At 76.3% G+C, this 15,814-nt stretch carries 3 protein-coding genes; 2 read left to right on the top strand and 1 reads right to left on the bottom strand.

The genetic code is table 11. The features are described from left to right. Nucleotides 1-22: 22 nt before the first annotated feature. Nucleotides 23-802, bottom strand: a complete 780-nt coding sequence (locus tag CS0771_RS07855; RefSeq protein ID WP_212840404.1) for a thioesterase II family protein — start codon at nt 800-802, stop codon at nt 23-25. Nucleotides 803-992: 190 nt separating this feature from the next. Between CS0771_RS07855 and CS0771_RS07850 the strand changes: the two genes are divergently transcribed. Both CS0771_RS07850 and CS0771_RS07845 read left to right on the top strand, forming a co-directional pair. After that, entirely contained in the window at nt 993-9,158 is an 8,166-nt protein-coding gene (locus CS0771_RS07850; protein WP_212840403.1) for a type I polyketide synthase, read from the top strand. Then, entirely contained in the window at nt 9,155-15,814 is a 6,660-nt protein-coding gene (locus CS0771_RS07845; protein ID WP_212840402.1) for a type I polyketide synthase, read from the top strand. Before CS0771_RS07850 ends, CS0771_RS07845 begins: the two co-directional genes overlap by 4 nt.

Genomic DNA, 15,814 nt, shown 5'->3' with positions numbered 1-15,814 from the left:
TCTGTGTATGAAAAAGCGGCGGTCACACCGCCGCCAGCTCCTCGACGAGTCTGTCGAGGCGGGCGGCCAAAGCCGCGGTGAAGGCGCGGGCGGTGAGGAAGAAGTGGCCGCCCTCGAAGATCGTCATGTCGAACGACTCGGTGGTCTCCCGCTCCCAGGCCAGCATCCCCAGCGAGTCGGCCATCGGGTCCTGGCGGCCGCCGAACACGGCGATCGGGCAGGACAGCGGCGGCCCCGGCTCGCGCCGGTAGGTCTCGGCCAGCCGCAGGTCGGTGCGCAGCATCGGCAGGTACATCGCCAGCAGCTCCGGGTGCTCGTCGACGTCGGCGGGGGTGCCGCCGAGACGGTTGAGCGCGGCCAGCAGCTGCGAGTCGGGCAGCTCGTGGATCGGGCGGTGGGACAGGCCCGCGGCGGGCCCGTTGCGCCCGGCCACCACCAGCAGCGCCGGCGAGTTGCGCCGGTTCTGCAGGTTGCGGGCCACCTCGTAGGCCAGCAGCGAGCCGAGGCTGTGCCCGACCACGATGTACGGCCCGGTGATCCGGTCGACGATCTGGCCGGTGAGGTCGTCGATGAGGCACTGCCAGTCCTCGACCAGGGGCTCCCGGAAGCGGCGCCCGTGGCCGGGCAGGTCGATCGGGATCACCTCGCTCGCGTGCGGCAGCCAGCCCTGCCAGCTCTGGAAGTGCATCGCGCCGCCGCCCGCGTGCGGCAGGCAGAACACCTGGACGCGCAGGGCACCGCGGTCCTGCGTCGGCTGCTGCGCAGCGGCGAGAAGGCGACCGAGATCGTCGGAGGTTGTCATCGCGTTCCGCCTTTCCTGGTAGTCCGCGGCCGGTGCGGAACCGCGCACGCGATGTCCATTGACATGGATGTCATCATACGTAGACTTCATCAAAAGGAGAACTCATCTTTTGATGACTTAGATCGCAGGCCGCACAGCCGTCACGGATGTGCAGGTCACAGCGCGATGAGCGGCAGGAGGCGCGGATCGTATGGAGACTCGACAGCGCGATGCCGGACCGGTCGGCGACATCGCCGTGGTGGGCGTCGGTTGCCGCCTGCCCGGTGGGGTCACCGACCTCGACGGGCTCTGGGAGGTGCTCAGCCAGGGGGTGGACACCACCGCGGCGGTGCCGCCCGAGCGCTGGGGCGCCGAGTTCCACAGCCCCGACCCGGACGCGCCCGGCACGAGCTACTGCCCGCGCGGTTCCTTCCTCTCCGATGTGGAGACGTTCGACGCGGACTTCTTCGGCATCTCCCCGCTGGAGGCCGGTGAGATCGACCCGCAGCAGCGGCTGCTGCTGGAGACGGCGTGGGCTGCCATGGAGGACTCCGGACGACCGCGCGAGAAGTGGTCCGGCAGCCGGACCGGCGTCTACGCCGGCATCCTGGCCATGGACTACACGCTGCTGCACAGCAAGACCGCGGGCATCGGCAGCATCAACCCGTACTACGCCAGCGGCAAGGAGTTCAGCTTCGCGGCCGGGCGCATCGGCTACGTGTTCGGCCTGCACGGCCCGAGCATGATGGTCAACGCCGCCTGCTCCTCCTCGCTCATCGCGGTGCACCTGGCCTGCCAGGCGCTGCGGGCCGGCGAGTGCGACACCGCCCTGGCCGGCGGGGTCAACCTGCTGCTCGCCCCCGAGCTGAGCGTGTTCATGAGCAAGGTGCGCGCGCTGTCGCCCAGCGGCACCTGCCGCCCCTTCGACGTGACCGCCGACGGTGTCGTGCGCGGCGAGGGCGCCGCCATGGTCGTGCTCAAGCGCACGGCGGACGCCATCGCCGACGGCGACCGCATCCTCGGCGTCATCGCGGGCAGCGCCACCAACCACGACGGCCGCAGCGCCGGGCTCACCGCCCCCAACCCCGAGGCGCAGCAGGCGGTGCTGGCCCAGGCGCTGCGCGCCGCGAAGCTGGAGCCGCGCGACCTGTCCTACGTGGAGGCGCACGCCACCGGCACCCCGCTCGGCGACCCGATCGAGGTCGCCGCGCTGGCCGCCGTGCTGGGCGCGGGCCGCGACCCGGACGCGCCGCTGCCGATCGGGTCGATCAAGGCCAACTTCGGCCACCTGGACTCCGCCGCGGGCATCCTCGGCCTGCTCAAGGCCATGCTGATCGTGCGGCACCGGGAGGTGCCGCCGCAGATCAAGCTGGACCGGCCGATCGACGACCTGCGCGCCTCCGGCCTCACCGTGGCCACCGAGGCCACGCCGCTGGCCGCCGCCGACGGCCCGCTCTACGCCGGGGTCAGCGCGTTCGGCCTGTCCGGCAGCAACGCGCACCTCATCCTCGCCTCGCCGCCCGCGCTCGGGGCCGGGGTGCCGCGCCGTCCCGTGGCGCGCAAGGGCCGCCCGGCCGCGGCGATGCCGCTGCTGCTGCTGTCCGCCCCGGACCAGGTCCGGCTTGCGCGGCACGTGGCCGAGCTGAGCGCCGCGCTGGCCGCGCCGGACGCGCCGGACGCCGGTGACCTGTTCGCCACGGCCGCGGTGCGGCGTACCCACTTCGCCGGGCGGATCGCGGTGCGCGCCGCGTGCGCCGCCGAGGCGCGGGCCGCGCTGGACGCGTACGCCCTCGGCGCCGAGCACCCCGCGGTCCGCGCCGGAGACACCACCGACGCCCGGCCGCTGCCGTTCGTGCACGTCTTCTCCGGCGCGGCCGCGCATCCGCGGATGGGCCTCGGGCTCTACCGCACGCAGCCGGTGTTCCGCGAGGCGCTCGACGAGTGCGCCGCCGTGATCGCGGCCGAGGCGGGCTGGTCGCTGCTGACCGAGCTGGGCCGCAGCAACGCCGCCTGGTCCCGGCGGCCGGAGATCAACCTGCCGGTGCTGGTCGCCGTGCAGCTCGCGCTGTCCCGGCTGTGGGCGTCGTGGGGCCTGCCACCGGTCGCGGTGCTCGGCCACGGGCCGGGCCGGATCGCGGCCGCCGCCGCCTCGGGTGTGCTGGACACCGCCGACGCGATGCGGCTCGCGCTGCGCGCCGCCGCGCGGCCCGCCGCCGCCGCCGACCGGCTGATCACCGCCGACGGCTCGGTGGACGACGTCACCGCGGCCGTCAGCGACATCGCCGGGGTGCGCGTGCTCGACGTGACCGGCCCCGCCGCCGTCGTGCTCGCCGGATCGGCCCGCGCCGTCCGCCAGGCGGCCGCGGCGCTGCGCGCCGCCGGGATCACCAGCGGTCCGGCGCGGCCGCTCAGCGCGTTCGACCTGCGCCCCGGCTCGGCCGAGGCGGGCGAGCTGGCCGCCGGGCTCACCGTGCGCGCGCCCGCCGTCCCGATGCTGGGACTGCCCGCCGACCACGTCAACGACGCGGACCGGATCGCGCAGGTGCTCGGCCCGGACTGGCTGTGGCCCGCCGTCGACGAGTTCCTGGGCAAGCGCGCGGTGCACTTCCTCGAACTGGGCCCCGGGCCGGTGCTCGCGGCGCAGCTGGTCGAGGCGGCCAGGCACCGAAAGCGCACCAGCCGGGCCTACGCGGCACTCAACCATGCGCCCGACGCCGTGGCTGCGATCGCCGACACCCTCGCCGCGCTGTACGTCACCGGCGCGCCGGTGGAGTGGGACCGGGTGTTCACCCCGCCACGCACGTTCACCCCGCTGCCGCCGACCGAGCTGGCGGGCCGACGGTTCTGGCTGGCCGGAGTGCCCGCAGGAGCCCAGGGCGCTCAGGTCGCGGGCCCGCAGGATCCGACCTCGGCGACCGCGACCAGCCAGTGCGCGACCCCGGCCGCGCAGCCGAGCGCGACCGGGCAGGGACCGGCTCCCACAGGGCGGCCGGACATCGCCGGGCAGCCGAGCACAGTCGTGCCGGGAGAGGCCGTGCCAGCGGCTGCTTCGGCGACGCTGCCTGATGCTCGGATCCCCTCGCCCCGCACACCGGTCTCCGGAGCGGCGCCTGCCGCAGTGGCGGCTGTCGGCATACCGGACGGGCTGCCCGCGCTGTCGCGGGAGGACGTCGCGGTCGAGCTGACCCGGATGGCGGCCGTCCTGCTCGGGCACGACCCGGAGCGGCGGCTGCCGCGCGCGCAGGGCTTCTTCGACCTGGGTATGGACTCCTTCACGCTGGGCCGGTTCGCCCGCGAGGTGAGCGGCCGCTACCGCGTCGACCTCGGACCCGGCGAGCTGCTCGACCACCCGAGCCTCGACCAGCTGACGGATCTCGTACTCACCATTACCCCGGCGGTGGCGGTGCCGCCGGCGGCGGCTCCTGCCGAGCAGGTCCCGGAGACGGCGGCCGCGGTGCCCTTCCCGCAGGCTGTGGGCCCGGCAGAGCCGCAGGCGGCCGCGGCGGTGGGGGTCGCCGCGGCCGCCCCACCCACCGCACCGGCCCCGGATCCGGACGACGACGCCATCGCGATCATCGGCATCGGCGCCCGCTTCCCCGGGGGCGACGAGGGGCCGGACGGCTACTGGCGGGTGCTGCGCGACGGCGTGGACGCCACCCGCGAGGTGCCCGCCGATCGCTGGCCCGCGGCCGAGCTGCTCTCCGCCGACCAGGCCCCGGGCACCGTCGCCACCGCGCGCGGGTCGTTCCTGGACCGCATCGACACCTTCGACCACCAGTTCTTCCGGGTGTCCGCCCGGGAGGCCCGCAGCATGGACCCGCAGCAGCGGATCTTCCTGGAGGTGGCCTGGGAGGCGCTCGACGACGCGGCCGTCGACCCGCGCGGCGGCGCCGCCGGGCGGGCCGGGGTGTTCGCCGGGCTCAACACCACCGACTACCAGCAGCTGGTCACCCGGCACACCGACAACGTCGACCTCTACTACGGCACCGGCAACTCGTTCTCGGGCACGTCCGGGCGGCTGTCGTACTTCCTCGGCCTGCGCGGGCCCAGCCTGACCGTGGACACGGCCTGCTCGGCCTCGCTCACCGCCGTCCACCTGGCCTGCCAGAGCATCCGCTCCGGCGAGTGCGAACTGGCCGTCGCGGGCGGCGCCAACGCCATGGCCACGCCGACCGTGTACCTGGCGATGTCGGCCGGCGGGGCGCTGTCGGCCGACGGGCGGTGCAAGACGTTCGACGCGGCCGCCGACGGCTACGGCCGGGGCGAGGGCGCGGGCGCGGTGGTGCTCAAGAAGCTGAGCCGGGCACTGGCCGACGGGGACCGGGTGTACGCGGTGATCCGCGGCAGCGCGGTCAACCACAACGGGGCCAGCGGCGGGCTCACCGTGCCCAGCGCCGAGGCGCAGACCGAGGTCATCCGGACCGCGCTGGAGCGCGGCGGGGTCGAGCCCGGCGCGGTCGGCTACGTCGAGGCGCACGGCACCGGCACCCGGCTCGGCGACGGCATCGAGCTGCGCGCGCTGGCCGCGGCGTACGGCACCGGGCGTGACCCGGCCCGGCCGCTGCTGGTCGGCTCGGCGAAGACGAACATCGGCCACCTGGAGGCGGCCGCCGGCATCGCCGGTCTGCTCAAGACGGTGCTCGCGCTGCGGCACGCGCAGATCCCGCCCCACCTGCACTTCACCGACCCGACCGGGCAGGTGGCGTGGGACCGGCTGCCGCTGCGGGTGAGCGCGGCGGGCACGGCGTGGCCCGCGGGCGAGCGGCCCCGGCTGGCCGGGGTCAGCGCGTTCGGCTTCACCGGCACCAACGCCCACGTCGTGCTCGGCGAGGCCCCGGCCGAAGCGCCCGCCGCCCCGGCGAACGCGGGGCGCTACTACGTGCTGCCGGTGTCCGGCGCGGGCGAGGCGGTGGCCGCCGACGCGCTCGGCCGGCTGCGGGCGCACGTGTCCGGGCTGGACGAGAGCGGGCTGCGCGACCTCGCGTACACCGCCTTCCGCCGGGCGCATCACGAGCACCGCCGGGCCGTCGTCGGGCGCACCGCCGCCGAGCTGGCCGAGGCGCTCGCCGCGCCGCCGTACGCGGGCGTGGTGCCCGCCGGGACGCAGCCGCGCACCGCGTTCGTGTACGGCGCGACCCTGCCCGACCTGGACTGGCTCGCCCTTGCTGAGCGGGAGCCGGTGTTCGCGGCCGCGCTCGACGAGTGCGCGGCGGAGATCGCCGCCCAGCTCGGCCAGGACCTGCGGGCCAAGCTGCGCGGCGGTGTCGCCGGGGACCGGGTAGCCGCGCTGGCCGTGCAGGTCGCGCTGGCCCGGCTGTGGCAGGCCCAGGGCGTATGCCCCGACGTGCACGTGGGCCGGGGTCTGGGCGAGGTGGCGGCCGCGGTGTGCGGCGGCGCGCTGGACCTGGCCGACGGCATCCGGTTCGCGGCGGGCCGGGCCACCCCGACCGCGCGCGGCACCGCCGCCGTCCTGTTCGACTCCACCTCCGCGACCGCGCGCACCGGCGACCCGCTGGCCCCCTGGTACGGCTCCGACGCGTGGTCACCCGCCACCGCGTCGGCGCTGGCCAGGTCCGGGCCGGTGCTCGCGGTGGCGGTCACCGGCGGCCCGGCGGCGAACGAGCTCGCCGGGCACGCCCCCCAGCTGGTCACGGCGCTCGGCGGCGATCCCGTCCCCCGATCGTTCGCCGACGCCGTGGCCCAGCTCTTCGTGCACGGCGCGCGGCTGGACCTCGCGCAGGTCACGCCGCGCGGCCGGGTCGTCTCGCTGCCCCGCTACCCGTGGCAGCGGCGGCGGCACTGGATAGACGTGCCGGTGCTGCTGGCCGACGACCCGAAGGTCGCCGGGCACGGCGGGCCGCACCCGCACCTGGCCCCGGCGTTCGTCCCCGCCGACCAGCCGGACGTGCGCTACCACGGGGTACGCGGCCCGCTCGCCGCCCCGGACGGCACCGCCACGGTGCTCGACCTGGCCGAGACGGCGCTGGCCGCGGCCCGCGACGCGCTCGGCGGCGGGCCACTGACCCTGACCGGCCTGGCCGGGGCGGACCTGTCCGGCCGCCTGTGTTCCGGTTCGACCGGCCCCCAGCTGCGGCTGCACGCCGACGAAGACGGGTTCGCCGTGACGCTGCAACCCGCCGACGGCTCCCGCCCCGCGGCCCGCCTGCACGCCGGGCCCGTTACCCGGTCTGGCAGGGCCGACGGCGGCATCGGGCTCGGCCATGCCGGCGACCACGCCGACTCCGGCGGAGCCGGTCGCGCCACCGGGCCGGCCACGAACGGACCGGATGTTCACTCCGCTGCGACGACCGCGACCGCCGGTGTCGCAGCCGGCCGCCCGGTGGACATTCGTCCTGCCGGTGGGCTGCTGCTCGCGCCGGATGCGGTCGCTGCGCTGCTGGCGGCGGCCGCCGAGGCGCTGGGCGGTCACCCGGTCGAGCTGTCCAGTCTGGACGGCGTCGACTGGCATGTCGCCTTCCCCGACCGGGTGCTGGTCCAGGCGGTGGTGGCCGCCGACGGCACTGTCGACGCAGCGGCGTACGGCCAGGACGGCGCGATCCTGTGCGCACTGCGCGGGATGCGCTTCGTGCGGACCGCGCAGACGCTGGTCAGCCCCGAGGAGGCGGCGCGCTGGACCGCCTCGGGCTACCGGACCCGGTGGGAGCGGGTGGACGTGCCCGCCGGTGCGGCGACGGGGACCTGGGCGGTGCGGCCGGCCTCCCCGGCCGCCGAGGACCTGGCGGTCGCGGTCGCGGCGGCCCTGGCCGCGCGCGGTGCCGAGATCACCGAGGGCCGGGCCGGCCGGATCGTGCTGGTGACCGGCGGCGAGGAGCCCGCGGCCGACGTGACCGCCGCACTGGTCGCGGCGGGCCGCGAGGCGGTCGCCACCGGTGCCCGGCTGTCCGTGGTGACCAGCGGCGCGAGCGACGCCGCGAGTAACGTGCCTCGGCCCGGCCCGGCCGCCGCCGCGGCGACCGCGCGGGTCGTGGCGACCGAGATCGGCACCGCGTGGGGGCTGCTCGTCGACGTGCCCGCCACCGGCGCCGCCGAGGCCGCGCTCGCGCTGACCGCGCCGGAGCTGCCCGAAGACGAGCTGGCGCACACCGCGGGCGGCTGGCACGCGCCCCGCCTGGAGCACCTCGGCGCGCTGCGCGGCCCGCTGCCAGCGCTCCGGCTCGACCCCGAACGCTGGTACGTGGTCACCGACGGCCTCGACCCGCGCAACGAGACCTTCGTCGGCTGGCTGCGCGAGCACGGCATGCGCCGCCTGGCCGCGGTGACCGCGACGGCCGACACGGCCCAGGTCACCCGGCTGACCGAGGAGGGCGTCGAGGTGCGGATCGTGCCGCCGATCGGCATCGGCGGGGCGCTGGCCGAGCTGCCCGTCGGCGGGGTGGTGCACCTGCCGCAGCCCGCGCCGCTGCGCGCGCTGGCCGAGTTCGACCCGGCGGAGGCCGCCGCCGACCTGGACCGTTACCGCATCGCGGCGGAGCTCGACGCCGCGACGCGCGGCACCACGACCCCGATGTTCGTCGTCACCGGCTCGGCGGCGGCGCACTTCGGCGCGGTGGGCGCGGCGGGGCGGGCGGCGGCGGAGGGCGCCCTGCTGGCGCTCGCCGCCGCCCGCCGCGCCGCGGGGGCCCCGGCCCAGCTGCTGCGGTGGATGCCCCGCGCGGACACCGGCGACCTGTCGGTACGCGACGCCGCCGGTATGGCGGTGAGCGGGGTGACCCCGGCCGACGCGGCCGACCTGCGCGAGGCCTTCGGCCTGCTGCTGCGGTCCGGAGTGGCGCACGTGGACCGGGCGGTGATCGCCGAGCCCGCGTTCGTGCGGGCGTACGGCGCCGCCGCCCGGCGCTCGGTGGCCGCGGCGATGGCCGCCGACGGCGCGACCGGCGCTCCCGCCGCCGCGCCCCGCGCCGCCGAGGTGCTCGCCCTCGACGCCGACCAGCGCCTGGACCGGGTGCTGGCGGTGGTCTGCGCGGCGGTGGCCGAGGCGCTGGGCGACACGGACGTCGCCCCGGACGTCGGCTTCTTCGAGCTCGGCATGGACTCGGTGATGTCGATGGCGCTGCGCAGCACGGTCGAGCGGGAGTTCGGCTGCGCGCTCACCCCCACCCTGACCTTCGAGTATCCGACGAGCCGGGCGCTGTCCGCGCACGTGCTCGAACAGATCGGCGGTGTGCCGGGTCCGCGGCCCGGTCCCGCCGCAGCGGTGCCCGCCGCTCCCGCGCGCACCGCGCCGTCCGTGCCCGGCCCGGTCGCGGCCGCCGAGTCGGACGGCCTCGACGAGGCGTCGGACGACGACCTGATGACCCGACTGGCCCTGGCGCTGAGCGGAGCCCGCCGCCTGCTGGACGAGAAAGGGCAGAAATGACCGACATCGACTATCGGCCACACCTCGTGGAGGCCCTGCGCACCATCGAGGAGCTGCAGGCCCGGCTCGCCGAGCCGCAGACCGCCGAGCCCATCGCCGTCATCGGCATGGGCTGCCGGCTGCCCGGCGGCGTCACCGAGCCGGACGAGTTCTGGCAGCTGCTGCGCAACGGCGTCGACGCGACCGGGGAGTTCCCCGCCGAGCGCGCCGACGCCGCGGCGTACTTCGATCCGGACCCGAACGCGCCCGGCAAGGCGCACACCATGCGCGGCGGCTTCCTCGGCCGGATCGACCGCTTCGAACCGGCCGTGTTCGGCATCTCGCCGCGCGAGGCGGTGGGCATGGACCCGCAGCACCGGCTCACCCTGGAGGTGACCTGGGAGGCGCTGGAGCGCGCCGGGTATGCCCCGGACCGGCTGGAGGGCACTCGCACCGGCGTCTACCTGGGCGTGTCCACGACGGACTACGTGCGGCTGCGCCAGCAGGTGGGCGACCCGGCCGACATCGACGCGTACCAGCTGGTCGGCGAGCCGAGCTTCCTGGCCGGGCGGATCTCGTACACCCTCGGCCTGCGCGGGCCGAGCCAGGTGATCGACACCGCCTGCTCGTCGTCGCTGGTCGCGGTGCACGAGGCGTGCCAGGCGCTGCGCTCCGGCGAGTGCGACCTGGCCCTGGCCGGCGGGGTCAACCTGATGCTCGCGCCGTACGGCTTCGTGCTGATGAGCAAGTTCGGCGCGCTCGCGCCGGACGGGCGCTGCAAGACCTTCGACGCCTCGGCCGACGGGTACGCCCGCGGCGAGGGCGCCGGGGTGATCGTGCTGAAGCGGGCGAGCGAGGCGCTGGCCGACGGCGACACCATCCTCGCCTTCGTCAACGGCTCGGCGATCAACCACGACGGCCGCTCCAGCGGCATGACCGTGCCGAACCCGACGGCCCAGCGCGACGTGGTCGAGCGGGCGCTGGCCCAGGCCCGGATCGCGCCGGACCGGGTGGACTACGTCGAGGCGCACGGCACAGGCACCTCCCTGGGCGACCCGATCGAGCTGCGCGCGCTGCACGACGTGCTGGCCGCGGACCGGGCGGGCGAGGACCCGCTGCTGGTCGGCTCGGCCAAGACCAACATCGGGCACCTGGAGTCGGCCGCCGGCATCGCCGGCCTGATCAAGATCGTGCTGGCCATGCGGCACGGCGAGATCCCGCCCCACCTGCACTTCACCCAGCCCAACCCGAACATCGACTGGGACCGGCTGAACGTCCGGGTGACCGCGTCGCACCAGGACTGGCCGTCCCGGGGCGAGCACCGGGTGTCCGCCGTGAGCAGCTTCGGCGTCAGCGGCACCAACGCCCACGCCGTGCTCACCTCCGGCCCCGCCCCGGCGGCGGACCGGGCGGGAGCCGAGGCCGCGTTCGAGACCGTGTTCCTGCACGCCCGCAGCGGGCAGTCGCTGACCGAGCTGGCCGACCGGTTCGCCCGGCACCTGCGCCGCGAGCCCGGCCTGGCGCTGCGCGACGTCGCCTTCACCACCCAGGTCGGCCGCAGCCGCCAGCCGGAGGGGCTGGCCGTGGTGGCGGACGGCGTGGACGGCGTCGCCGACGCGCTGGCCGCGTACGCCCGCGGCGCCCGCGACACCCGGATCGTCGAGGCGAACCTGCCCGCGCACAAGCACCGTAAGACGGCCTGGCTGTTCACCGGCCAGGGCTCGCAGTACGCCGGGATGGCCGCGGGCCTGCTCGCCGAGCCCGCCTTCAAGGCCGCGTTCGACGAGGTGGCGGCGCTGCTCGACGAGGGGCTGGACCAGCCGCTGCGCGAGGTGGTCTGGCCCGCCGCGGGCACGCCCACCCCGCTGGACGACACCCGCTACACCCAGCCCGCGCTGTTCGCGATCGAGTACGCGCTGTCGGCGCTGTGGCGCTCGTGGGGCCTGAAGCCCGCCGCGGTGGCCGGGCACAGCATCGGTGAGATCACCGCCGCGGTCGTCGCCGGGGTGCTCTCGCTGCCCGACGCGGCCCGGCTGGTGGTGGCGCGGGCCCGGCTGATGTCCGCACTGCCCGCGGGCGGCGTGATGCTCGCCGTGCGCTGCGACGAGCAGACCGCGCGCCGGTTCATCGCGTCCTATCCGGACACCGTTTCGCTGGCCGCGGTGAACAGCCCGAACGACGTGGTCGTCGCGGGGGCGGCGGACGACGTGGCGGCGGTGCAGCAGGCGATGGCCGCCGAGGGCATCGCGGGCACCCTGCTCACCGTCTCGCACGCGTTCCACTCGCCGCTGATGCGGCCGATGGTGGACGAGTTCCGCCGGGTGCTGGACGGGCTGACCTTCCACGCGCCCCGGCTGCCGATCGTCTCCAACGTCACCGGCACCTGGTGGACCCCGGCCGACGCGGGCCCGCAGTACTGGATCGACCACGCGCTGGGCGCGGTGCGCTTCCTCGACGGCGTACGCACGCTGCACGCCGACGGCTTCCGCACGTTCCTGGAGCTGGGGCCGCAGCCGGTGCTGTCCACGCTCGGCGCGCGCTGCGTGGACGACGAGCAGGCCGTGTTCACCGCCTCGCTGCGCCGCGGCGGCGACCGGCAGCAGCTGCCCCGCGCCCTGGCCACGCTGCACCTGCGCGGTGCCGCGATCGACTGGGCCGCGGTGCACGCCGGCCGGGACGTGCGGCGGGTGGCGCTGCCGACCACGCCGTGGCACGGGGAGTCGTACTGGTTCCGCGAGGCGGTGCCGGTGGCGGCCGTGGCCGCGGCGCCCGTCGGCGAGACGGTGCTCACCGACCCGGTCACCGTGCTGCGCGTGCCCGGCGCGCACCCCGTCTACCAGCTGCGGCCCTCGGCCGACGGCACGGACGTGGCGCTGCCGCTCGGCTCGCTGGCCGGCCTCGCCCTGGAGCTGGCCCGCGACGGGTACGGCCGCCGCTGCACCGTGCTGGCGGAGCTGGTGGTGCACGCGCAGCTCGGCGCGGCCGAGCTGGCCCGGGGCGCGCAGGTGACGCTGTCCCGGGTGGACGAGGCCGGGGTGCGGTGCGAGGTACACGCGGCCGACCCGGCGGGCGAGTCCGCGGGCGCGCCGTGGCGGCTGCTGGCCGAGGCCGTGGTGCGCACCCGGCCCACCGCCGAGCAGCACATGGCGATCGAGGCGGACCGCCTGGTCACCCACGACTTCGACGCGGCGGCGGCGGCCAACGCGCGCCGGGTGCTGGACTGCGACGTCGTCGCGCACGTGCGCCGCGAGGGCGACGGTGTGCTGTTCGCGCTGGATCCGGCCGCGGACATCACCGCCGCCCGGGTCGTCGACGCCACCCTGGCCGCGGTGCACTGGGCCGCGGGCCGGACCGAGGGCGCCATGCCCGTGGACGGAACCCGGCTGGGCGGGCTGGTCTGCGCCGACCCGGCCCGGGTGCGCTACGTGTACGCCACCGGCAGCCGCGACGCGGCCGGGGCCGTCACCGGCAGCGTGCGCCTGTACGCCGAGGGCGGGGCCTGGATCGGCGGCGCGGCGACCGTCGCCGTGCCCGCCCCGCCGCCCGCCGGGCTGGTCCGCACCGCCTGGCAGGACCCGGCGAGCCTGCTCTACGACCTGGTCTGGCAGCCGCTGCCGCCCGCCACCCCGGCCCCGGCACCCGTGGCCGGTGCCGGGCACCTGCTGCTCGCCACCGAGCTGGCCTTCGCCGACCAGCTCGCCGAGGAGCTGCGCGCCCGTGGCGCCCAGGCGGTCGTCGCCGCGCCCCCGGTGCGGGGCGTCGGCCCGGACTGCGAGCCCGACCTGGACGCGCTGCGCGAGCTGCTCGCCGCGTGGGCCGCCACGACGGCCGCGCCGTCCCGGATCGTGCTGCTCACCGGACTTGCCGCGCCCCGGCTCAGCCACACCGACGCCCGCGGCCTGCACGAGCACCTGGCCGTCTCCGACCTGCTGGTCACCGCGCTGGTGCAGGTGCTCGGGGAGAGCCTGCCGGGGGTCCGGCTGGTCCTGGTCACCCGAGGCGCGGCGGCGACCGGGTTCGAAGGGTCCGAGGTGGACGCGGTGAGCCAGACCCTGTGGGGCCTGGGCCGGGTGGTGGCGCTGGAGCATCCGGAGCGCTGGGCGGGCGCGATCGACCTGGACCCGCACGACCGGCGCGGCGAGTGCGGCCGGCTGATCGAGGCGCTGGGCCGCACCGCGGCCGAGGACCAGCAGGCGGTACGCGGTACGAACGCGCTGGTGGCCCGCCTGGTGTCGCGCCCGCTGCACCCCGGCGAGGCCGATCGCGAGCCGCCCGTCCGGGCCGACGGCAGCTACCTGATCACCGGCGGCTTCGGCGGCATCGGCCAGGAGATCGCGGTCTGGCTGGCGGTGGCCGGTGCGGGACGGATCGTGCTGTCCGCGCGCTCCCCGCTGCCCGCCCGGGAGACCTGGGACGGCGAGCTGACCGAGGCGGACCGGGCCCGGGTGGACCTGGTCCGGCGGCTGGAACGGCTGGGCGCGCAGGTGACCACGGCCGCCGTCGACGTGGTCGACGACACCGGCATGGCGCGGCTGTTCACCGAACTGGCCGAGGACCGGCTGCCGCTGCGCGGCATCGTGCACGCCGCGGGCGTCTCCGGCCCGGCGTTCGTCCGCGACGTCACCCCGGCGGAGTATCGCGCGGTCTGGGCCCCGAAGGTGATCGGCGGCTCGCTGCTGCACCAGCTCAGCGGAGCCTCGACCGAGCTGGAGCTGTTCCTGTCGTTCTCGTCGGTCGCCGCGACCTGGGGCTCGCAGCACCTGGCCAGCTACTCGGCGGGCAACGCGTTCCTGGACGGGCTGGCGCACCTGCGCAAGGGGCAGGGGCTGCCCGCCCTGACCGTCGCGTGGGGGCCGTGGGACCTGCCGTCGGCGCTGTTCGACGCCGAGGTGATGGCGTTCCTGCACGCCACCGGGCTGCGCTCGCTGGACGCGGCGCAGTCGCTGCGCCTGCTCGGGCCGCTGCTGGCGAGCGACCGCCCGACCGCGGTGGTCTGCGCCGCGGACTGGTCGGTCTACAAGTCGGTGATGGAGGCGCGCACCGACCGGCCGGTGCTGCGTACGGTGCACGTCGACGACGACGAGGCGGACTCCGGCGAGCGCGGCGCGTACGCCGACCTGGCGGCGCTGGCGGGCGCGCCCGACGCGGCCGACGCCGCGCGTGATCTGATCACCCCGTTGCTGGAGGACGTGCTGGCGGGGGTGCTCGGCGGCACCGCGATCGGGCCGGACGACGACATCGTGCGCTGCGGGCTGGACTCGCTGATGGCGATGGAGGTGGTCCGGGCCCTCAAGCGCGAGCTGCGGGTGAGCGTCAAGGCCAGCGCGCTGTTCGAGCACCCCACGGTCACCGACTGGGCGGTGCTGGTCCGCGACGAGTTCGCCCGGGCGCACTGGGGCGACGACGCCCCGGCCGAGGCCGGCGTGGCCGGTGACCGGGCGGACCAGACCGATCCGGCCTGGATCGACGGCGACGTCCGGCTCGACCCGGCGATCGTGCCGCAGTCTCCGGTCACGGTCGCCGAGCAGCCGCGCCACCTGCTGCTCACCGGCGCGACCGGCTTCATCGGGGCGTACCTGCTGGACGAGCTGCTCGCCCGCACGGACGCGACGGTGCACGCGCTGGTGCGCTGCGACGATCCGGCCGAAGGGCTGGCCCGGGTCCGGGCCAACGTCGAGCACTACCTGCCGTGGCGGGCGGACGCCGGCAGCCGGGTGGTGATCGTGCCGGGCGACCTGGCGCAGCCGCTGCTCGGGCTGGGTGCGGAGCGGTTCGCGGCGCTGGCGGCGGACTGCGACGGGATCTTCCACGCGGGCGCCTGGGTGCACTTCAGCTACACCTACGACCAGCTGCGCGCGGCGAACCTGACCGGCACCGAGGAGCTGCTGCGCCTGGCGGTGCACGGGGGCCGGACGATCCCGGTGCACCACGTGTCCACGTACGGCATCTGGGGCGTGCCCGCCGAGGGCCGCCACGCGATCGCCGAGGACGAGCCGATCAGCACGGCCGGCCGCCTGGTCACCGGCTATGTCCAGACGAAGTGGGCGGCCGAGCGGCTGGTCGAGCAGGCCCGCGAGCGGGGCCTGCCGGTGGACGTGCACCGGCTGGGCCGGGTGCTCGGCGACTCGCGCACCGGCGCCTGCCTGACCACGCACTTCACCACCCGGGTCATCAAGGGCTGCGTGCAGCTCGGCCTGGCCCCGGACATCGACATCGACATCGAGATGACGCCGGTCGACTACACGGCGCGGGCCATGGTCGCGATCGCCCTGGGCAAGCAGTCCTTCGGCGACACGTATCACCTGATCAACCCGGTGAAGATGCGCTTCCTCGACCTGATCCGGATCATCCGCGAGCACGGCTGGCCGGTCGAGGTGGTGCCGGTCGAGCGCTGGTGGTCGGTGCTGCGCGACTCGTACGGCAACCGCCCCAACGAGCTGCACGCGGTGATGGGCGTGGTCGAGGAGTTCGTGGTCGGCGGCGAGGAGGCCATCGACTACGGCACCGCGCACGCCGAGGCCGCGCTGGCCGGCACCGGCATCAGCTGCCCGCCGCTGGACGCCGAGCTGCTGCACACCTACCTGGGCTGGCTCCGGGACAGCGGCTACCTGCCCGCGCCGGAGCCCGCACCCCAGTCCACCCCGCCGGCGCGGTCCCGGTCGCGCCGGACACGTTGA

Source organism: Catellatospora sp. IY07-71, assembly GCF_018326265.1.
GTDB lineage: Bacteria > Actinomycetota > Actinomycetes > Mycobacteriales > Micromonosporaceae > Catellatospora.
Note: the sequence above shows the minus strand (reverse complement) of the source record. Positions and strands in the feature narration are given on the sequence as shown.